The organism is Shewanella sp. DW31, assembly GCF_015767295.1.
Classification (GTDB): Bacteria; Pseudomonadota; Gammaproteobacteria; order Enterobacterales; family Shewanellaceae; genus Shewanella; species Shewanella oncorhynchi.
Window position 1 is genome coordinate 55,522 of the sequence record NZ_JADWMP020000016.1, and the last position, 17,943, is coordinate 73,464.

Sequence of the window (17,943 nt, forward strand, 5' to 3'; positions counted from 1 at the left end):
ATGAGAAAAAATCAGCTCGAATTTACCTACATGCGTGGCATTGCGATTATCTTTATCGTGCTTGGCCACAGTATTTACAACTCTGGTGAAGGTTTCCCGCTGTTGCTGGAAAATCTATTGCGTGGTGGCACGGCGTTATTTGTGTTTATCTCGGGATACTTTTTCCATCGCATTTTTTATAAGGATTTCGACTACAGCAAGTTTATGAAGAACAAAGTACAAAACGTACTTTATCCTTTTTTAGTTGTGTCATTGATTGGTCTATTTTGTTTGTGTTTGCGCTGGATATTTATGGAGCATCAGCCGCTCGATAATGTCTTGCTGAGTATTTTTTATACTGTGCGTAACGGTTATATTCTGTATCCGCACTGGTACATTCCCTTCATCATGGCGGTGTTTTTATTCTCGCCGATTTTTTTATGGTTTATCCGTTGCTCGCAGCAGATGCGTTGGACACTATTTGTACTGAGCTGTGTGGTAGCGATTCTATTGCATAGACCTATAGGTAACGTCAATTTCATCCACTCAGTCGTGTATTTTGTACCTTTCTACTTGATTGGTATTTTATATTCGCAAGATGAACATATTGTGACGCGCTTTGGCTCTATTTTCACCGCACTAGCGATGATTTTTTTAGTGGTGAGCTTAGTCGAACAAACTTACATAGTGCAGCATATTGGTAACTATCATAAGGCACCGTTTGATTACAACGGTATCGATTGGCAGTTTATTCAGAAACTTTGTTTATGTGTATTAGTACTGAATTTCTGTGAATGGTTGTCGGGACGAAGTCGTTTGCCTTGGTTAGTCGAAGTCGCTGAGATGAGTTTTGCAATTTTCTTTATTCATCCACTCTTCGATATGCTATTTAACACAGCTGCAACCGTAATGCGTTTCCGCTTTCCACCAGGTTCTGCTGTGACTAGCGTGCTCTTTTCCGCTGGGATTTTCATTTTCATGATGGTAGGCAGTATTATGACGGCTCGCTTTATCAAAAAGCGTCTGGGTAATCGATCGCGTACTTATATCGGCTGGTAATCACTTGGCTTATCATCACTAACACTAGGTGAAATTCAGTTTGAATTTATTTCCTAGTGTTAGGGTGTTTTTCATCTAAAAAAGTGGAGAACATAATGAATCCCAACATTACCCTACCGAGCCTCGGGCTCATCAGTTTGTCTTTTATCGCGTTGCCATCCATCGCCGCTCAAGTTGAGTCGCTATCCACCAAGACGCAGAATACTTTTTTCGCACAAATTGCGGCCCATTGTGGCCAAGCCTTTGCGGGAAAAGTGGTATCGGGTGACAGTGCCGATTCGGCCTTTAGCGGCAAGTCGTTAATTATGCACGTGCGTGAATGTAGCGACACTGAGCTTAAGATCCCGTTCCATGTGGGTGATGACCACTCGCGTACTTGGGTGCTGACTAAAACGCAGCAAGGACTTAAGTTGAAGCACGACCATCGCCATCAGGATGGAAGTGAAGATGCTGTAACCATGTATGGCGGCGACACTATGAATGATGGGACAGTACAGAAACAATCATTTCCAATCGATAGGGAATCTATCGATAACTTCGTTAAGAATGGGCTAACCCAGTCGATCACGAATGTGTGGCACATGGAAATTACGCCAACAACGTTTAGCTATCAACTTACACGCGAAAATCGCGATTTCAAAGTCGATTTTGATCTTACTCAGCCAGTAGCATTACCACCCAAACCTTGGGGACACGACTAGTGTTGTTATTAAGCTAGCTCAAAATTGTGTTCATCACCTGCTTATGTTGCCCGTTTATGTGGATAACGACACTACGCGGGCTCAGCCTTGCATTAAACCCAGTCAAATCATTGTTTCCTAAAGCGATTCAGTGAACAGAACTTTTATGGCTGTTTAAATATTGGACGATATGCTGGGTTTCAGGCATAACCAGCACTATAAGCTTGTTCAGAGCCCTTATCATGGTGTAAGTCTCTCCCTCCTGAGCGTTATCATTTCGCATCCTCAAAGTAACACTTCGCAGATACTTTATCCTGTACATGGCGCTTTTTGAGATGACCGGCGACGATAACTGTACAGTTTCTTCTATTGCTTATTTGAGCCATGAAGCTTTTGCCTACTGACCGCTAAGTTATTGGGATGCTCTTATGCCATAACGCTGTGGCTTACTTAGGAGTGAAAAGCAATAAGGCACGTTTTCGACGAACAACTTCGTGGCAGGGCAGTGATAATGGCTAAGTCGCTAAACAAACGTGGACGGCCTTTCTTGCGCAACTTAACTTCGGCTTTCCACTTGTTTGTGGCGTCTTATCAATCCAGAAGGTGGGTGAACTGCGGTTGATTAAGGCTTGGTTGTATTGCTTCCAGTTAGTCGTTTTATAGCGAGGTTTCGGCTTGGTTGATGGCAAGTTACAGAGAGTTTTTAGCTGGTTTTAAGGATTTAGGTGCTCACTCGTGTATTTGGAATGTACTTATTTGGCGTGATGGTTCTTATCTGGAGCAAAAGTTGGCGCTGGGCTAATCTTTTGCTCCATAGTCGAGAATACTTTTAGTGTTTAATCTATATTTCTTTTTGATTTACTCGGGTTGATAGCTCTGAAGCGCTTTCTTTGCGTTCGCTATATCGGTTTGTGAGGAAATTAACATTGCCCCTCAGGAGTAAAGTGAATTTCATCAATTCCTCCATAACATCAACTACACGATCGTAGTAAGGCGAAGGCTTCATTCGGCCTGCCTCGTCAAACTCTAACCAAGCTTTTGCGATTGAAGACTGGTTGGGTATGGTGAACATGCGCATCCATCGACCCAATATACGCATTTGGTTTAGTGTGTTGAAGGACTGTGAACCACCACTCACCTGCATTATTGCTAATGTCTTACCTTGTGAAGGCCGGACAGCACCTTCAGCCAAAGGGATCCAATCGATTTGGGCTTTCATAATACTGGTCATCGCACCGTGGCGTTCTGGTGAACACCACACCATACCTTCGCACCAACGTACCATTTCTCTTAGTTCCATGACTTTGGGATGACTGTCAGGCGCATCATCAGGAAGTGGAAGTCCAGAAGGGTTAAAAATACGCACCTCTGCGCCCATGTGTGTTAATAGTCGAGCGGCTTCTTCCGTCGTCAGTCGGCTATAGGAGCGTTCTCGTACTGAGCCATAAAGCATCAGTATTCTAGGCGGATGGGTTAGAGGAGTTAGATTAAAACAGTTCATATCCATGTTATTAACCATTAATTCTTGTTTGAGCGCTGGCATATCGTGGTTTAGTGGTTTCATGTGCGAACTCTTTGTCCCTGTTCATTAATGATGATTTCGCCATCTTCTTTGGTGAAAGGGCCTTGTTGTGCTTTGGTCAAAATATCAAGCACTGTCTCAGACGGGCGACAGAGTTTTGTGCCTCGCGGCGTAACGACGATAGGACGGTTAATTAAAATGGGATAAGTCAGCATAAAGTTAACCAGTTCTTCATCAGTAAATGTGTCTTCAGAAAGTCCTAGTCGTTCAAATGGTTCAACATTGTTACGTAGCAATGAACGTACAGAGATTTTCATCTCATTAATTAGCTTAAGTAATTCATCGCGGGAGGGTGGCGTTTCTAAGTAGTGGATGATTTGGGGTTCGACTCCACTATTACGGATCAATGCTAAAGTGTTGCGCGATGTTCCACAGGCTGGATTGTGGTAAATCTTAATGCTGTCATCAATCATATTAGTCATAACATGTCTCTGAAAAATAATCGCTTATAAATTTATCCATAGGCACCTCTAGTGCCCATGGACGAAGATTAGAAGGAGAGGCGCAGTGCCAGTGCCGCTAGGGTGACAAATAGCACAGGTAGCGTCATCACTATGCCGACGCGGAAATAATAACCCCAGGTAATATTAATATTTTTCTGCGCCAGCACATGCAGCCATAGCAGGGTTGCTAAACTGCCGATGGGGGTGATTTTAGGACCTAAATCGCTACCAATCACGTTAGCGTAAATCATGGCTTCTTTAATCACGCCAGTTGCATTGCTACCGTCTATCGACAGGGCGCCAATTAACACCGTTGGCATGTTGTTCATGATGGACGATAAAAAGGCGACCAAGAAGCCTGTGCCCATAGTGGCAGCCCAAAGCCCTTGTTCAGCCAAACTATTTAATACGCTTGATAGGTAATCGGTTAAGCCTGCGTTGCGAAGACCATAAACAACCAAATACATGCCTAATGAAAAGATCACTATCTGCCAGGGCGCGCCGCGAAGTACCTTAGTGGTATCTATGGCATGGCCTTTTTTCGCGACAATAAACAGGATTAGGGCACCCACGGCAGCCACTAAACTCACGGGCACACCGAGGGGTTCTAAGCCAAAAAAGCCCACCAAGAGTAAGACTAATACGCCCCAACCGGTTTTAAAGGTGTTGAGGTCGCGAATGGCGGCCTTAGGTTCGCGTAGTTTTTGCAAGTCGTAGGTCGCGGGAATATCTTTGCGAAAAAACAGATGCAGCATGACTAAGGTGGCACTAATAGCTGCAATATCGACGGGCACCATCACAGAGGCGTATTCGTTAAAACCTATGTTGAAGAAGTCCGCCGAAACAATATTGACTAGGTTAGAGACAATTAACGGCAAACTTGCGGTATCGGCAATAAAACCCGCCGCCATCACAAAGGCTAAGGTTGCTCCGGCGCTAAAGCCCAGAGCCAGTAACATAGCAATCACTATGGGGGTGAGGATCAGCGCCGCGCCATCATTAGCGAATAAGGCGGCAACAGTCGCGCCGAGTAACACTATGTAAGTAAAGAGTAAACGGCCACGACCTTTGCCCCAACGGGCCACATGCAGCGCGGCCCATTCGAAAAATCCCGACTCATCTAATAATAAACTGATAATGATCACGGCAATAAAGGTGGCGGTCGCATTCCAGACAATATTCCATACCACAGGAATATCCCCTAAGTGCACCACACCCAGTAGTAGGGCCAATACGGCGCCCAAGGTAGCACTCCAACCTATGCCTAACCCCTTAGGTTGCCAAATTACTAACACTATGGTGAGAACAAAAATTGCCCCAGCTAACCACATACAAGCTCCTAAAAGGGCAGAGACTGTCTACCCGTAATCATAAAATAATGCCCTCACCTAACGATATTGTCGGTGGGTCTGAATGATTTTTTATATGTGAATTTTCGTATATATCTTAGTATTGAACACTATACTCAAGCACCATTTTGACTAATGCGTAAAACTTAAGTGATCTTATATACGGATATTTACATATATGAAAATTCGTATATATTGTACAAGGTCTTTCCAAAAGATCCATAGCCATGAAAAACGAGTGTTGTTTCTTACCGCTTGCTGTTTGAATGAGCCTTAGGAAAGTTAACAAAAGGATCAAAATGTTTGTATTAGTTCAGTCTAAGGGCATCAATGATTAATCCAACCCAGTTTTTTAAATGTTTAGCCGATGAAACCCGCTTGCGTTGCATGATGTTGATCCAGCAAGAGGGGGAGCTCTGTGTCTGTGAATTGACCGAGGCATTGCAAGAGACCCAGCCTAAGATTTCGCGACATTTGGCCCAATTACGTAAATGCGGTTTATTAGTTGATCGGCGTCAGGGGCAATGGATTTTCTATCGTATCAATAATGACTTACCCGAATGGAGTCAGTTAGTGCTGAGTGAAGTTACCAACCAAAACACTGTATTCCTTGAAGAAAATATGCGTAATTTGTGCAAGATGGGCGGGCGTCCTGACCGTGCTAAAGCTTGCTGCTAGAAGACTAGCAGCAAAAATTTAACCTCAAATATACGTTTTTTCATATGTTTACGTGTCTAAAGTTTTGTTTAATATTAAGGTGGCGTAACAATGCTGCAAATATTTTCAGATTTAGCAAGCTGGTTAACTTTTGATTTGATGGGTTTAGAGCTCAATACTAAGCTCGCCGACGCCATCCATTTTTTTATTGAAGATACCACTAAGATTTTTGCGCTCCTGTTGCTGATGATTTATGGCATCGCTTTGGTGCGGGCCTCGCTCAATGTTGAGCGTGTTCGGGATTACTTGGCGGGTAAAAATCGTTTTGTCGGTTACGTTATGGGATCGGGTTTTGGCGCTGTTACCCCATTCTGCTCATGTTCGAGTATTCCGGTTTTTTTAGGTTTCACTTCCGCGGGGATCCCCGTTGGGATCACTATGGCATTTCTGATCACTTCGCCGTTAATTAATGAAGTCGCCGTTCTGTTGCTTGTGAGTCTGCTGGGCTGGCAGTTCACTGTGATCTACGTGCTAGTCGGCATGTCAGTGGGTATGTTGGCGGGGGCATTTTTGGACTCGATTCGCGCTGAGCGTTGGCTGCAGTCCTTTGCCGCCAAAGCACTCGAACAAGGTCAGGCGCAAGCAAGTCACGATAATAGCGAGGGTATGACATCAACATCCATGACGTTAACCGAGCGACATGAGTTTGCGAAAGGCGAGACCCTAGAGATTTTTGGCCGAGTGTGGAAATGGGTCATTATTGGGGTTGGGCTTGGCGCCGCACTCCATGGATTTGTGCCTGACGGTTGGATCGAAGCCCACTTAGGCGATGGTCAATGGTGGTCGGTTCCTGTGGCGGTATTGATTGGTATTCCTCTGTATTCCAATGCCACAGGGGTTATTCCTATCATGGAGAGCCTTATCACTAATGGCTTGCCCGTAGGGACGACATTAGCATTTTGTATGTCTACGGTTGCCGCCAGTTTTCCCGAGTTCATTTTGCTCAAGCAGGTGATGCAATGGCGTTTGCTGGCCATCGTTTTTGCCATTTTATTGATTTCATTCACCTTAATCGGTTGGATCTTTAACGCTATAGGTCCCGTTCTGTGAGAATTGTAAAAATGTTAAATATCAAAGCATTAGGTAGTGGATGCGCTAAATGCACTAAAACCGTTGAGATTATTACCGCCATTGCCAACGAGAAGGGCATCAGCGCGGTTATATCGAACAGATAACGCTTTAATATTAAACAAATAATATAAAACACCTAATATAAAACTGAGTGTGAAGGATGCAGGTATGACAATCAAAATCGGGATAAATGGCTTTGGCCGTATGGGACGTTTAGCTTTGCGCGCTGCTTGGGGCTGGGATGAGGTTGAGTTTGTGCAGATTAATGATCCCGCAGGGGATGCGGCGACCTTAGCCCATTTGCTGACATTCGACTCTGTGCATGGTCGCTGGCAGTACGAAGCCAATGCCGATGGCGATGACATCATTATCGATGGCAAGCGTATTCGCTGTACACGCAATAAAACCATCGGGGAAACCGATTGGTCCGGCTGTGATGTGGTGATTGAAGCCTCGGGTAAGATGAAAACCAAAGAAGTGCTACAAGCTTATTTAGATCAAGGCGTTAAACGCATTGTGGTCACAGCGCCCGTTAAAGAAGAGGGCGTGTTAAACGTTGTCATGGGAGTGAATCATCAACTCTATGACAAAGCCATTCATCCTATTGTGACTGCGGCCTCCTGTACTACTAACTGTTTGGCGCCAATCGTTAAAGTGATCCACGAAAACCTCGGCATAGTGCATGGTTCCATGACGACTATTCACGATATTACCAACACTCAAACTATTTTAGATGCACCGCATAAAGATCTCCGCCGTGCGCGGGCCTGTGGTTTAAGCTTAATCCCCACAACGACGGGCTCGGCGACAGCCATTACCCATATTTTCCCTGAACTCAAAGGTAAGCTCAACGGCCATGCCGTGCGGGTGCCGCTTGCGAATGCCTCATTAACCGATTGCGTGTTCGAGGTGAGTCGCAAAACGACCGAAGCTGAAGTCAATCGCCTGTTAAAAGAAGCGGCAGATGGACCGCTAAAAGGCATTTTAGGTTATGAGGAACGTCCATTAGTCTCGGTCGATTATAAAACCGATCCGCGTTCGAGCATTATCGATGCGCTATCGACCATGATTATCAATGGCACTCAGGTCAAACTCTACGCTTGGTATGACAACGAGTGGGGTTATGCCAATCGCACCGTCGAATTGGCCCGCATGGTCGGTCTGATGGATAAGGCATAAGTTTTATGGCTAAGCTGACAGGGTTCTTGTCTAACATATCACCCGAGATCCGCCAGTATTTGGTAGTCACAGGCAACTATTGGGCATTCACGCTCACCGATGGCGCATTACGTATGTTAGTGGTGCTCCATTTCCATGGCTTAGGTTATAGCCCGCTGCAAATTGCCATGCTATTCCTTTTCTATGAAATCTTTGGGGTGGTAACGAACTTAGTCGGCGGCTGGCTCGGGGCGCGTTTAGGCTTAAATAAGACCATGAATGTGGGCCTATTTATGCAGATTGTCGCCCTTAGCATGCTGCTTGTGCCTAGCAGTATGCTTACGGTTGCTTGGGTGATGGCGGCGCAGGCCTTGTCGGGTATTGCTAAAGATCTCAATAAAATGAGCGCTAAAAGCAGTATCAAGTTGTTGGTGCCCAATGATGCTCAGGGTGAGCTGTATAAGTGGGTTGCCATGCTCACTGGCTCCAAAAATGCGCTAAAGGGCGCGGGGTTCTTCTTGGGCGGTGCCTTGCTGACCCTGTTTGGATTCCAGCTGGCCGTGTTAGGTATGGCAATTGTCCTATTGCTGGTGTGGATTTTTAGTCTGTTAAGTTTGCAGCGCGATTTAGGTAAAGCCAAAAACAAACCTAAGTTCACGGAAATTTTCTCTAAGAGTCCGGCGGTAAACACGCTTTCTGCCGCACGCATGTTTTTATTTGGTGCGCGGGATGTGTGGTTTGTGGTGGCTTTACCCGTTTATTTGGCCTCAACCTTTGGTTGGGATCATTGGTATGTCGGCGGTTTTCTCGCACTCTGGGTGATAGGTTATGGCATAGTGCAAGGCTTCGCACCTCGCTTGACGGGGACAAAGTCGGCGAGCCAAAACAAGGTTCCCGATGGACGTAGCGCCTTAGGTTGGGCGGCGATATTGAGCATAGTGCCGGCAGGCATTGCGCTGGCGATAAGTTATGACTTCCATGCCGCGAATATACTGATTTGGGGATTGATGCTTTTTGGCGCCTTATTCGCGATCAACTCTTCATTACACAGCTATCTTATCGTCAGTTATGCGGATGAAGATGGCGTATCGTTAGATGTGGGTTTTTACTACATGGCTAATGCTATGGGACGCTTGATCGGGACTGTGTTGTCTGGCTGGGTGTATCAAGTGTATGGCATGGCTGCTTGTCTGTGGATATCGGCGGCATTTATTGCGTTAGCGGCGCTTATCTCAATCAAACTACCTCGGCATAAAGCGATATCAGATGGTGCTTAATACTTACCTAAGCTATCCCTGAGTTGTTGCGGTTTTTTTATTCAATGCCCGCCAAAGTATGGCGGGTATTTTAATCACTCTGATGTTAACTGAAGTTTTTTGATTTTGAGCAAACAACTCTCTATACTCCGGCCTGTTTTATACACGTCATTATGTCGCTATTCCCAATAGCACAACTATTTTTAATGCAGTCAAATTTGAGTTGGCTCATATAAGTGAGGTTATTTTTCGGTGATGAGCATTAAGCCGCATTAGTTTAATCCTTCCTTCTTGGATCGTTAAGATCCGTCCTTAGTAGCTACCGACTCGGTAGTTGTTTTGCAGTACCCCATAATCCCAATTGCATTCCGTCACCTTGACGCATAAGTACCTTATTGGCTATGCGCTGACATTTGAGTCAAGTGTTGATATTAGCTATTGGAAGATATGATTAAATTTCAATCAGAGTGAGTGACATGATACAAACCATGAAAAAAGAGTGGTTCTCCAACATACGCGGAGATCTGTTAGCCGGTATTGTGGTTGCACTGGCGTTAGTCCCTGAGGCGATTGCCTTTTCTATTATTGCAGGCGTCGATCCTAAAGTCGGCCTGTATGCTTCATTCTGTATCGCAGTGGTCATCGCGTTTACAGGTGGCCGTCCTGGTATGATCTCTGCCGCAACGGGTGCTATGGCGTTGTTGATGGTGACCTTAGTGAAAGAACACGGCCTCGAGTATTTACTCGCGGCGACCCTATTAACTGGTGTGCTGCAAATTGCCGCGGGTTACTTAAAGCTAGGAAGCTTGATGCGTTTCGTCTCCCGCTCTGTGGTGACGGGCTTTGTGAATGCACTGGCGATTCTGATCTTTATGGCCCAGTTGCCCGAACTGACCAATGTGACTTGGCACGTATATGCGATGACGGTAGCTGGCCTCGGTATCATTTACCTATTCCCACTCATCCCTGTGATTGGTAAATCCGTACCTTCGCCTCTCGTGTGTATTGTCGGATTAACGCTTTTTGCGGTTTATATGGGGTTAGATATTCGTACTGTCGGCGACATGGGACAACTGCCTGATACTTTACCTATTTTCCTCTGGCCTGAAGTGCCATTGACCCTTGAAACTCTGATGATCATCTTCCCATACTCGGCCGGCCTTGCCGTGGTGGGTTTGCTAGAGTCTATGATGACCGCCACCATAGTCGATGACTTAACCGATATCCAAAGCGATAAGAATCGCGAGTGTAAGGGCCAAGGTATTGCCAATATCGGCGCGGGTTTAATGGGTGGTATGGCTGGTTGCGCTATGATTGGTCAGTCGATCATCAACGTTAAATCGGGTGGTCGCGGACGGTTATCGACCTTTTCAGCGGGGGTATTTCTACTCATATTGATTGTATTCCTCGGCGAATGGTTAAAGCTCATCCCTATGGCGGCACTGGTTGCCGTGATGATCATGGTGTCTATCGGTACTTTCTCTTGGGATTCAATTCGTAATCTTAAGCATCATCCAATATCAACCAACCTTGTGATGGTGGCGACCGTTGCTGTGGTGGTCGCTACCCATAACTTAGCTATGGGAGTATTTGTGGGGGTATTACTCGCGTCTCTGTTCTTTGCTAATAAAGTGGGCCGTTTTATGGTGGTTAAGAGTGTAACGGCTGCTGCCGACGCAGGTCGCCATTATCAAGTTATTGGGCAAGTCTTTTTTGCCTCGGCAGATAAGTTCAGTAATTCATTTGATTTTAGGGAAGTGGTTGATAAGGTGACTATCGACTTATCTCAAGCGCATTTCTGGGATATTACTGCGGTATCGGCCCTAGACAAGGTAGTGATTAAATTCCGTCGCGAGGGAACTGAAGTGGAGTTGATTGGCCTTAACCAAGCCAGTGCAACCATAGTCGATAAATTTGGGGTGCACGATAAGCCTGAAGACGTTGAAAACATGATGTCTGGTCACTAAGCCCTTAGCAACACAGTAAAAGGAAAATAACGATGACAAATGTGATTGCCTGTATCGACGGTTCAAAAGTGACACTCGCCGTATGTGATGCCAGTAGCTGGGCCGCTCAGCAACTGGATGCCCCAGTAACTCTATTGCATGTATTGGATAAGTCAGCCTATCCGATAGAGTCAAATCTGTCAGGAAATATTGGCCTAGGTACACGGGAGCACTTGCTCAATGAAATGGTTGAGCTCGAAGCGCGCCGAGGCAAACTCGCACTTGAACAGGGTAAGTATATGCTGCAAGACGCAAAAATCCGCGTTGTTGAGAAGCAGCCTAGCAGAATGGTTGCAACCTTGCAGCGTCACGGCGATTTAGTCGAAACCCTGTTAGAGCAAGAATCCCATGCCAGACTGGTGGTGATGGGCCGTCAAGGGGAGCAGCATCAAGACCAAGCGCAGGCCATTGGCAGCCATTTAGAAAATGTCATTCGCACGCTTAAGCAGCCTATTTTAGTGGTGATGGACGAGTTTACTGCACCGAAGCGATTTATGATCGCCTATGATGGCAGCATTACTGCGAAAAAAGCCCTTAATCAAGTGCTAACGAGTCCGCTCTTGAAAGGGCTCGAATGTCATTTAGTGATGGTGTCTGATGATCAATCGCTGGCGACAGCTGAACTGGCGTTGGTGACCGAATCTCTGATTGCGGCGGATTTCAATGTGGTTACCGCCGTTTGTCAGGGAGAAGTGCAAACGGCCCTTGAGATCTATCAACTTGAGCATCAAATCGATCTTATGGTGATGGGCGCCTATGGTCATTCGCGTATTCGGGAGTTTTTTGTGGGTAGTAACACCACAAGGATGATCAGTAAAAGCCATATCCCCTTGTTATTACTTCGTTAGGTTAAATATACATTTCAATTTATTTTGCTCAATCCTAATGACTTGGTTTTAGTTAGAACATCTGAGTCAGAAGCTTGAGGTAATTATTTAAGAAAAAACGGCGAGCATTTAGGCTCGCCGTTTGATATCACAGTCGAATGGTTCGTGTTAGTTAGCTTTAGGCTCGAAGCTAAAGGCTTGACCCGCAAGAGCGGCTTCAAACATTAAGCCGCCTTTTGCTGCGGTAAATACTGCCATACCGTTGATATAAGAGCCGCTTGCTGAGCGATTACCACCCGATTGGCCTGCGCCTGCTGAGTTGCCTGTGGTTCCTGCTTGAGCGCTTGCTCCCATGTTGATGGCAACTGCCGACGCTTGGGCGTCAAACTCGAAACTGCCGCTCGTGAAGGCTTCATAGGCTTTGGCATCTTTAAAGAAGATGATCTCGCTGTAGGCTTGTCCACCTAATTGAAAACCGATGGATAATTGAGTCAGACTCGAATCACCCATATAGGCACCGCCTTGGTAGACTCGGCCCTTGCCATAGGCTGCACCGATCCCAATTCCGCCTTTACCCACAGTTGGGAATAAAGCATAGCCATAGGCTGTGTCGAAAAATTTACTGGTTTCTTTCGCTTTTTGGAAATTGACTACAGCCTGATCGTAGCTTTCATCTGCATGTACAGTTGGGGCAGCAAATAGGCTCACAATAAGGCATGTTGATGCCGCAATGGCTGTTAAAAATGATTTCATGGTAACGCCTCTTCAAGTCTTTAGTTGTTCCAGACTAGCCTTTATCGACACAAATGACAGCCAAAAGTGACATATGTGTCAGCTTAGGTTCAGTGTTCAACTTAATGGTTGGAGTGATATTGGTGGTGATGATTGGAGTGCGGTTTCGCCAATTAGTTCTTAGGTGGTGAAGAACCTTGGTTTTTTTCTGCATCGTCCTGCTGAACTTGATGCAAAAATTCATACTCCTCTGGGGTGAGAATATTTTCAATGACGAGTGGGCGTTGCTCTAACTCTGGTTCGGCCATGCGGCCTTTTAAGTAGGCAGAGCGGGTGATTTGCTTTAGCCCATATACCGCCAGCATATACATGCTCAGTAGTAAGGTCAGCCTTGGCAATGCGTGGGAAAGTAGCGATAGATTATCACCAAGATAGAAAGGCAAAATCACCACAAATACGCGGATTAACCAATTCAACAACATGGCCAAGGTCAAGCTTATCAGCCAACGAAACCGAATGGTGCCGAGCGCCTCTTGGGTTTGAGTGACATCTCTTTGATTGCGTTTATGTCGACGAAACAACATCCACAGCGCGATAAAGTAAAAACAGGTTTGTACAGATAACAGCGCTGGGAGTAGAGCGCCCCATTGGCTGATACTCATTTCTTTAAGCATCAGAGCTATGGGTTGCCACTCGTTGATGGGATGCGCAGTTAATCTTAAGGCAATATCTAAAATGGCGAAAACTAAGGTGAATGCAGATGGCCAGTAATGCTTTGAAAATCCTAGCGGTTTATTGGTTGGTGCTAAACTGCGTTTGCAATATAGATAGAGCAAAGGCATGAGCAAAAAATAGATAGGGTTAATCAGATTGAATAGGATATGAATGGGAATTGGACTGTTATCGCGGTTCAACATACCCGTGAGGAAGTATAGAGCAATAAGACTTAAGAAAGCGGCGAGGAGTTTTTGGTTAGCGTCTGGGTGATAGAAATAGCGAATATAAATAGCTAACGCGAGGCAATGTACGCCTCCAAATAATGACAGCCACCAATAAGCTTGAGTGAAAAAACTATGAAACTCGTTCATATGCGATACCTCGAGCCCTGTTATATCAGGGAAATCGGCTCGGTAAAAGTATCGCCGTTAGTTTTTCTGTTGGCTTGCTATGCGCTGATGGCGATTTGAAGCCGCCTCGGGCACAACGCTGGGAACAGGGATGCGTTCCGCGAGTAAGTGTTTGATTGCACGAACGGGATGCGGTAATAACATCCGTGGACCAGAAAAGATCATGATCTCTTTGACGATTTGTTTCTGCGCGGGTTTGTAGCAATGCACTGGGCATTTATTACAGGTGGGTTTGTTTTGTCCGTAGGGGCAGCGATCTAGGCGTGTTGCGGCATAATCCAATAACTCAATGCAATCTGCACATAGGCTCGTCGCGTCTTGGCCTTGGTGTTTCGCCTTGCAATAAATTGTCACCATTGCGGCAATGGTTTGGTGTTCGTACAGGAGTTTGCCCGTAAGCAGTGTGGCTGTGCCCATTGGAATACCTTAGCTTGTCACTCGGATATCCCATCATAGGCAGTGAAATCGGCGCTGACAAAACGAAAGCGCCAATTTATGAAGGTGCGCACAAAATGGGGCTTTAAATAATCCAACTATCCCCAATGTCACACCTAAAAATAAATCTTAGATATGCATCACTTTGTCGGCGGCCAGTGTCCAGCGAGTTAAATCTTGCAGTGTGCCTATATGCGCACCTTCGATAATCATTTCCGCAGTGACGCCTCGTGCTTGAGCGCAGGTCTTGCAAAGTAGAATAGGAACTTGCTGTGCCGAGAGAATTTCAAACATCTGCTGCAGGTTGTAGCTTAAGTCAGGTGTGGTTTGATTTTTGAGTGCGCCAAACACGGCATCTGACATGAGAAAAAGTTTAAGATCGACCGCTTGCTCGTCCTGATCCTTCAGGGCTAATGCGATGCGTAAGCTATTAAATAGCTTTTCTGTTCCGTAGGGACTGGCATGGGCCACGATAAGAATACTTTGCATCAGGTTTTCCTTATGTTTGTTATAAGCAGGTGGATGGGGGGATTAGGGAACTCGATTGTGCCAGTCTAGCGCAATTGGCTATAACTATTTGAGCGCAAGATCGTATAAAAAGGCATAAATACTTGATTTGCACCGACACAATGGACTTTAATAGCGGTTAATCTCTGCTCAATTTTTAGCTAGACTCGGTTGCCATAGACACTGTCCTGATGGACGTTGGCAAACCCATTGACACGGCTTCTGATGAGAAGCGGCCATCAAAGGTGAACAAGAATGAAGATCTTAGTCGTATTTATACTGATTGCTGTCGGGGTGTTTTTATTCCTTCGCGCGCAGCGATTGGCGAAAGAAGAACAAGAGGCGATGAAACCCAAGTCGACCTCGGTAAAACCTGTAGTTCCCACCGAAGAGGCACCTATTTTCTCCGCTGCTGAGCCCGAGCGTGTAGAACCTGAGCCAGTTAAAAGGATTGAGGATACTGGCGTGGCTGAAGTAGAGCCCGTTATCGAAGTTGAAGCCGAATTAATGCCCCGTGAGACCGAAAGCCCTGCGAGCATTTCGGTGGCGCTAGACACAGATATTATCGAAGTCGATATACCTGCAGCCCATAACGAAGAGGCGGTGATCATTTTAGGCACTACGCCTACAGATGAACAAGCTGACACCCAAGATGACGCAGAGCCAGCATCGAACACACGTTCTGAGGTCGGTGCGCCAGGGGCTTGGGCGAATGTGACTTTAGTTCGGGCCTTTGAGGAGTATCAAGGAGCGACGTCAGCCAGTGCTCGCTATACCGCGCTGCAAAACATGATTGCTGAATGCTACAAACAGCGTAAATCGGCGGATTACCTCAACTATGGTGCTCAATTAGCGGAAGAGTATATTGCACTGTTCCAAGCGGCTAGCGCCGAGCAAGGCAAAGATACTGAGCTTAAATCTTCCGGTTTCCTGCATTTAGCCACCTTGCTAAATGATACCCAAGCCTTCGATGCCGCCATTGTCATCTGTCGTAAAGCACTCGAGCTTGGGCTGAGCGATGGCACTGTCACTGGCTTTGAGGGCCGAATCAACCGGATTGAGAAAGCACAGACTAAAGCAACCACGGCTTGATATGTTGTAGGGAGCGCTTAGCGGGTAAACCCTTAGTCGAAAAGCGGTTATTTCCCTCGTCTAAGCAGTGTAGAATCCCTGCTAACTGAATGCGCAAAAGGCGAACTAAGGTTCGCTTTTTTTATGGGCTTAATAGGGGAAAAATGAAACTAAGCTATGCCTTACCGAATGTCTTATTCGGGCTTGGATTATTGCTACTCAGTGGCTGTACTAAAACCCCAGAATGGACCCTATTTTATTATCCCGATGTGAGTGCCATTCCGGTGACACCTTTGCAGGCCGAAGATATTAATGGTTACTACGATACTCTAGAGCAATGCCAGAGCAAGGCTCATGGTATGCAACGTCTAAGTCGTTCTGGCGTGAGTGGTTTTGGCCTTGGATCTTATCAATGTGGGCACCTATGTGAGTTCGACGATAAGTCGGTGCTGGTTTGCAAGACCATGAGCCAATAGGTGGACAAGATGAAGTTTAAACAGGATTTTTTTACTCAGCTGCCTGAGTTTTACTCGCAAGTATATCCACAAGGGATAACTAAGCCTGAATGGCTGGCATGGAGTAATGACGCCGCGCAATTGATTGGCTTGAGCCAACCCACCGATGAGTTGTTATTGGGCTTATCTGGCAATGCGGCCGTCGATGGCGCGACCTACTATGCCCAAGTGTATAGCGGCCACCAATTTGGCGGTTACACGCCGCGCTTAGGGGATGGACGCTCGATCATTTTAGGTGAAGCGATTGGTCCAAATGGCGCATGGGATGTCGCCCTTAAAGGCGGCGGTCCGACGCCTTATTCGCGCCGTGGTGATGGCCGTGCTGTGATGCGCTCCGCGGTGCGCGAGTTTTTAGTCTCTGAGGCGCTGCATCATCTGCATGTGCCGACGACCCGCGCCTTGGCTGTGATTGGCTCTGACTTGCCCGTATGGCGTGAGAGCCAAGAAACCGCAGCCATTACCGTACGTTTAGCTCGCAGCCACATTCGTTTCGGTCATTTCGAGTTTTTCTGCCACAGTGAGCGCGGTCGTGCCGATAAGCTGACTCAATTACTCAACTTCACTATTACTCAGCATTATCCCCATTTGAGTTGTGATGCCGCAGGTTATAAAGCGTGGTTTTTACAGGTAGTGCAAGATACCGCTAAGATGATTGCCCACTGGCAGGCGGTCGGTTTTGCCCATGGCGTGATGAACACAGACAATATGTCGATTCTAGGTGACAGTTTTGACTTCGGTCCCTTTGCGTTCCTCGATACATTCCAAGAAGACTTTATCTGTAATCATTCTGATCCCGAAGGTCGCTATGCCTTTGGTCAGCAGCCGGGAGTCGGTTTGTGGAACTTGCAACGTTTAGCGCAGGCGCTCACACCAGTGATCCCATCCGATGACTTAATTGCCATTCTTAATCAATACCAAGAGGCGCTAGTGCAGCCTTATTTGCGCTTGATGCGGGCAAAACTAGGTCTATCTGCAGTTGATGTTTCGTCGGTGGAGCAAGACAAACAGGATCTCGAACTTATAGGTCGATTTACTGTGCTGATGGAGAAAAATCAACTCGATTACACTCAAACTTGGCGTCAATTAGGCAAGTTAGATCCGACCAGCAAACACAGTGCGCTGCGGGATGACTTTATTGATGTCAGCCAGTTTGATGTTTGGTATCAAGTTTACCAACAGCGATTGGGCGCAGTAGCGGATATCCCTGCGTGGCAAACTGAGCGCAATAGTGTGAATCCCAAATATATTTTGCGTAACTATTTAGCCCAAGAGGCGATAATCGCGGTGGAAGAGGGTAATCTTGCGCCGCTGCATTTGCTGCAAAAAATCTTAACTCAGCCCTTTGCCGAACACGCAGAGCATGAAGACTTAGCCAAGCGTCCACCGGACTGGGGCCAAGGTTTGATCATGTCATGTAGTAGTTGATGGG

Annotated in this window: 19 protein-coding genes and 1 pseudogene; 12 read left to right on the plus strand and 8 right to left on the minus strand. The window is 46.3% G+C overall.

The genetic code is table 11. From position 1 onward, the window contains the following. The gene (locus tag GWI56_RS14120; RefSeq protein ID WP_105250503.1) at positions 1–1,038 is read left to right on the plus strand and encodes an acyltransferase; all 1,038 of its coding nucleotides are present in this window, start codon (positions 1–3) and stop codon (positions 1,036–1,038) included. 95 nt (positions 1,039–1,133) lie between these two features. Continuing rightward, a complete protein-coding gene (locus GWI56_RS14125; RefSeq protein WP_198573238.1) occupies positions 1,134–1,739 on the plus strand; it encodes a hypothetical protein in 606 nt (201 codons plus the stop codon). 127 nt (positions 1,740–1,866) lie between these two features. Here the strand turns inward: GWI56_RS14125 and GWI56_RS14130 are convergent. From GWI56_RS14130 to GWI56_RS14145, 4 genes and pseudogenes are all read right to left on the minus strand, one after another. Further along, positions 1,867–2,407: pseudogene (locus tag GWI56_RS14130) on the minus strand (transposase). Between the two features lie 152 nt (positions 2,408–2,559). Then, positions 2,560–3,282 carry an arsenical resistance protein ArsH gene (gene arsH / locus GWI56_RS14135; protein WP_347339139.1) on the minus strand — a complete coding sequence of 241 codons (723 nt, stop codon included), beginning with the start codon at positions 3,280–3,282 and terminating at the stop codon, positions 2,560–2,562. Beyond that, a complete protein-coding gene (arsC, locus tag GWI56_RS14140; RefSeq protein WP_198573266.1) occupies positions 3,279–3,713 on the minus strand; it encodes a glutaredoxin-dependent arsenate reductase in 435 nt (144 codons plus the stop codon). Before arsC ends, arsH begins: the two co-directional genes overlap by 4 nt. Before the next feature lie 77 nt (positions 3,714–3,790). Next, positions 3,791–5,074, minus strand: a complete 1,284-nt coding sequence (locus tag GWI56_RS14145; RefSeq protein WP_198573239.1) for an arsenic transporter — start codon at positions 5,072–5,074, stop codon at positions 3,791–3,793. A 348-nt stretch (positions 5,075–5,422) separates the two neighbouring features. Here GWI56_RS14145 and GWI56_RS14150 point away from each other — a divergent pair, with 348 nt between their 5' ends. From GWI56_RS14150 to GWI56_RS14180, 7 genes are all read left to right on the plus strand, one after another. Then, positions 5,423–5,770, plus strand: a complete 348-nt coding sequence (locus GWI56_RS14150; protein ID WP_105250495.1) for a metalloregulator ArsR/SmtB family transcription factor — start codon at positions 5,423–5,425, stop codon at positions 5,768–5,770. 90 nt (positions 5,771–5,860) lie between these two features. Next, positions 5,861–6,859, plus strand: coding sequence for a permease (locus tag GWI56_RS14155; RefSeq protein ID WP_198573240.1), 999 nt, complete (start codon positions 5,861–5,863; stop codon positions 6,857–6,859). 11 nt (positions 6,860–6,870) lie between these two features. After that, complete coding sequence (locus GWI56_RS14160) at positions 6,871–6,984, plus strand: thioredoxin family protein (RefSeq protein ID WP_242068408.1); 114 nt, start codon at positions 6,871–6,873, stop codon at positions 6,982–6,984. A 64-nt stretch (positions 6,985–7,048) separates the two neighbouring features. After that, positions 7,049–8,059 carry an ArsJ-associated glyceraldehyde-3-phosphate dehydrogenase gene (locus GWI56_RS14165; RefSeq protein ID WP_198573241.1) on the plus strand — a complete coding sequence of 337 codons (1,011 nt, stop codon included), beginning with the start codon at positions 7,049–7,051 and terminating at the stop codon, positions 8,057–8,059. Positions 8,060–8,064: 5 nt separating this feature from the next. Then, the gene (gene arsJ / locus GWI56_RS14170; protein WP_198573242.1) at positions 8,065–9,315 is read left to right on the plus strand and encodes an organoarsenical effux MFS transporter ArsJ; all 1,251 of its coding nucleotides are present in this window, start codon (positions 8,065–8,067) and stop codon (positions 9,313–9,315) included. A gap of 455 nt (positions 9,316–9,770) precedes the next feature. Continuing rightward, the gene (locus GWI56_RS14175) at positions 9,771–11,261 is read left to right on the plus strand and encodes a SulP family inorganic anion transporter (protein WP_198573243.1); all 1,491 of its coding nucleotides are present in this window, start codon (positions 9,771–9,773) and stop codon (positions 11,259–11,261) included. A 32-nt stretch (positions 11,262–11,293) separates the two neighbouring features. After that, a complete protein-coding gene (locus GWI56_RS14180; RefSeq protein ID WP_198573244.1) occupies positions 11,294–12,148 on the plus strand; it encodes a universal stress protein in 855 nt (284 codons plus the stop codon). A 147-nt stretch (positions 12,149–12,295) separates the two neighbouring features. On the opposite strand, the gene GWI56_RS14185 is transcribed toward GWI56_RS14180, so the two are convergent. From GWI56_RS14185 to GWI56_RS14200, 4 genes are all read right to left on the minus strand, one after another. Further along, positions 12,296–12,880, minus strand: coding sequence for a YSC84-related protein (locus GWI56_RS14185; RefSeq protein WP_105250489.1), 585 nt, complete (start codon positions 12,878–12,880; stop codon positions 12,296–12,298). Positions 12,881–13,032: 152 nt separating this feature from the next. After that, positions 13,033–13,947 (minus strand): hypothetical protein, encoded by a 915-nt coding sequence (locus tag GWI56_RS14190; RefSeq protein WP_198573245.1) that lies wholly within the window; start codon positions 13,945–13,947, stop codon positions 13,033–13,035. A 57-nt stretch (positions 13,948–14,004) separates the two neighbouring features. Continuing rightward, positions 14,005–14,403 (minus strand): nitrous oxide-stimulated promoter family protein, encoded by a 399-nt coding sequence (locus GWI56_RS14195; RefSeq protein ID WP_071940633.1) that lies wholly within the window; start codon positions 14,401–14,403, stop codon positions 14,005–14,007. Positions 14,404–14,550: 147 nt separating this feature from the next. Continuing rightward, the gene (locus tag GWI56_RS14200; protein ID WP_006083495.1) at positions 14,551–14,910 is read right to left on the minus strand and encodes a DsrE family protein; all 360 of its coding nucleotides are present in this window, start codon (positions 14,908–14,910) and stop codon (positions 14,551–14,553) included. A gap of 273 nt (positions 14,911–15,183) precedes the next feature. Here GWI56_RS14200 and GWI56_RS14205 point away from each other — a divergent pair, with 273 nt between their 5' ends. The 3 genes from GWI56_RS14205 (at position 15,184) to GWI56_RS14215 (ending at position 17,939) form a co-directional block, all read left to right on the plus strand. Continuing rightward, positions 15,184–16,020, plus strand: a complete 837-nt coding sequence (locus GWI56_RS14205) for a hypothetical protein (protein WP_198573246.1) — start codon at positions 15,184–15,186, stop codon at positions 16,018–16,020. A gap of 143 nt (positions 16,021–16,163) precedes the next feature. Further along, positions 16,164–16,475 (plus strand): hypothetical protein, encoded by a 312-nt coding sequence (locus GWI56_RS14210; RefSeq protein ID WP_113941607.1) that lies wholly within the window; start codon positions 16,164–16,166, stop codon positions 16,473–16,475. Positions 16,476–16,484: 9 nt separating this feature from the next. Next, complete coding sequence (locus GWI56_RS14215) at positions 16,485–17,939, plus strand: protein adenylyltransferase SelO (protein ID WP_198573247.1); 1,455 nt, start codon at positions 16,485–16,487, stop codon at positions 17,937–17,939. Positions 17,940–17,943: the final 4 nt, after the last annotated feature.

What these genes read in the sequence shown, in the direction of transcription:
- GWI56_RS14120 (WP_105250503.1), top strand. Translation starts at nt 1, where the DNA reads ATGAGAAAAAATCAGCTCGAATTTACCTACATGCGTGGCATTGCGATT.
- GWI56_RS14125 (WP_198573238.1), top strand. Translation starts at nt 1,134, where the DNA reads ATGAATCCCAACATTACCCTACCGAGCCTCGGGCTCATCAGTTTGTCT.
- arsH (WP_347339139.1), bottom strand. Translation starts at nt 3,282, where the DNA reads ATGAAACCACTAAACCACGATATGCCAGCGCTCAAACAAGAATTAATG.
- arsC (WP_198573266.1), bottom strand. Translation starts at nt 3,713, where the DNA reads ATGATTGATGACAGCATTAAGATTTACCACAATCCAGCCTGTGGAACA.
- GWI56_RS14145 (WP_198573239.1), bottom strand. Translation starts at nt 5,074, where the DNA reads ATGTGGTTAGCTGGGGCAATTTTTGTTCTCACCATAGTGTTAGTAATT.
- GWI56_RS14150 (WP_105250495.1), top strand. Translation starts at nt 5,423, where the DNA reads ATGATTAATCCAACCCAGTTTTTTAAATGTTTAGCCGATGAAACCCGC.
- GWI56_RS14155 (WP_198573240.1), top strand. Translation starts at nt 5,861, where the DNA reads ATGCTGCAAATATTTTCAGATTTAGCAAGCTGGTTAACTTTTGATTTG.
- GWI56_RS14160 (WP_242068408.1), top strand. Translation starts at nt 6,871, where the DNA reads ATGTTAAATATCAAAGCATTAGGTAGTGGATGCGCTAAATGCACTAAA.
- GWI56_RS14165 (WP_198573241.1), top strand. Translation starts at nt 7,049, where the DNA reads ATGACAATCAAAATCGGGATAAATGGCTTTGGCCGTATGGGACGTTTA.
- arsJ (WP_198573242.1), top strand. Translation starts at nt 8,065, where the DNA reads ATGGCTAAGCTGACAGGGTTCTTGTCTAACATATCACCCGAGATCCGC.
- GWI56_RS14175 (WP_198573243.1), top strand. Translation starts at nt 9,771, where the DNA reads ATGATACAAACCATGAAAAAAGAGTGGTTCTCCAACATACGCGGAGAT.
- GWI56_RS14180 (WP_198573244.1), top strand. Translation starts at nt 11,294, where the DNA reads ATGACAAATGTGATTGCCTGTATCGACGGTTCAAAAGTGACACTCGCC.
- GWI56_RS14185 (WP_105250489.1), bottom strand. Translation starts at nt 12,880, where the DNA reads ATGAAATCATTTTTAACAGCCATTGCGGCATCAACATGCCTTATTGTG.
- GWI56_RS14190 (WP_198573245.1), bottom strand. Translation starts at nt 13,947, where the DNA reads ATGAACGAGTTTCATAGTTTTTTCACTCAAGCTTATTGGTGGCTGTCA.
- GWI56_RS14195 (WP_071940633.1), bottom strand. Translation starts at nt 14,403, where the DNA reads ATGGGCACAGCCACACTGCTTACGGGCAAACTCCTGTACGAACACCAA.
- GWI56_RS14200 (WP_006083495.1), bottom strand. Translation starts at nt 14,910, where the DNA reads ATGCAAAGTATTCTTATCGTGGCCCATGCCAGTCCCTACGGAACAGAA.
- GWI56_RS14205 (WP_198573246.1), top strand. Translation starts at nt 15,184, where the DNA reads ATGAAGATCTTAGTCGTATTTATACTGATTGCTGTCGGGGTGTTTTTA.
- GWI56_RS14210 (WP_113941607.1), top strand. Translation starts at nt 16,164, where the DNA reads ATGAAACTAAGCTATGCCTTACCGAATGTCTTATTCGGGCTTGGATTA.
- GWI56_RS14215 (WP_198573247.1), top strand. Translation starts at nt 16,485, where the DNA reads ATGAAGTTTAAACAGGATTTTTTTACTCAGCTGCCTGAGTTTTACTCG.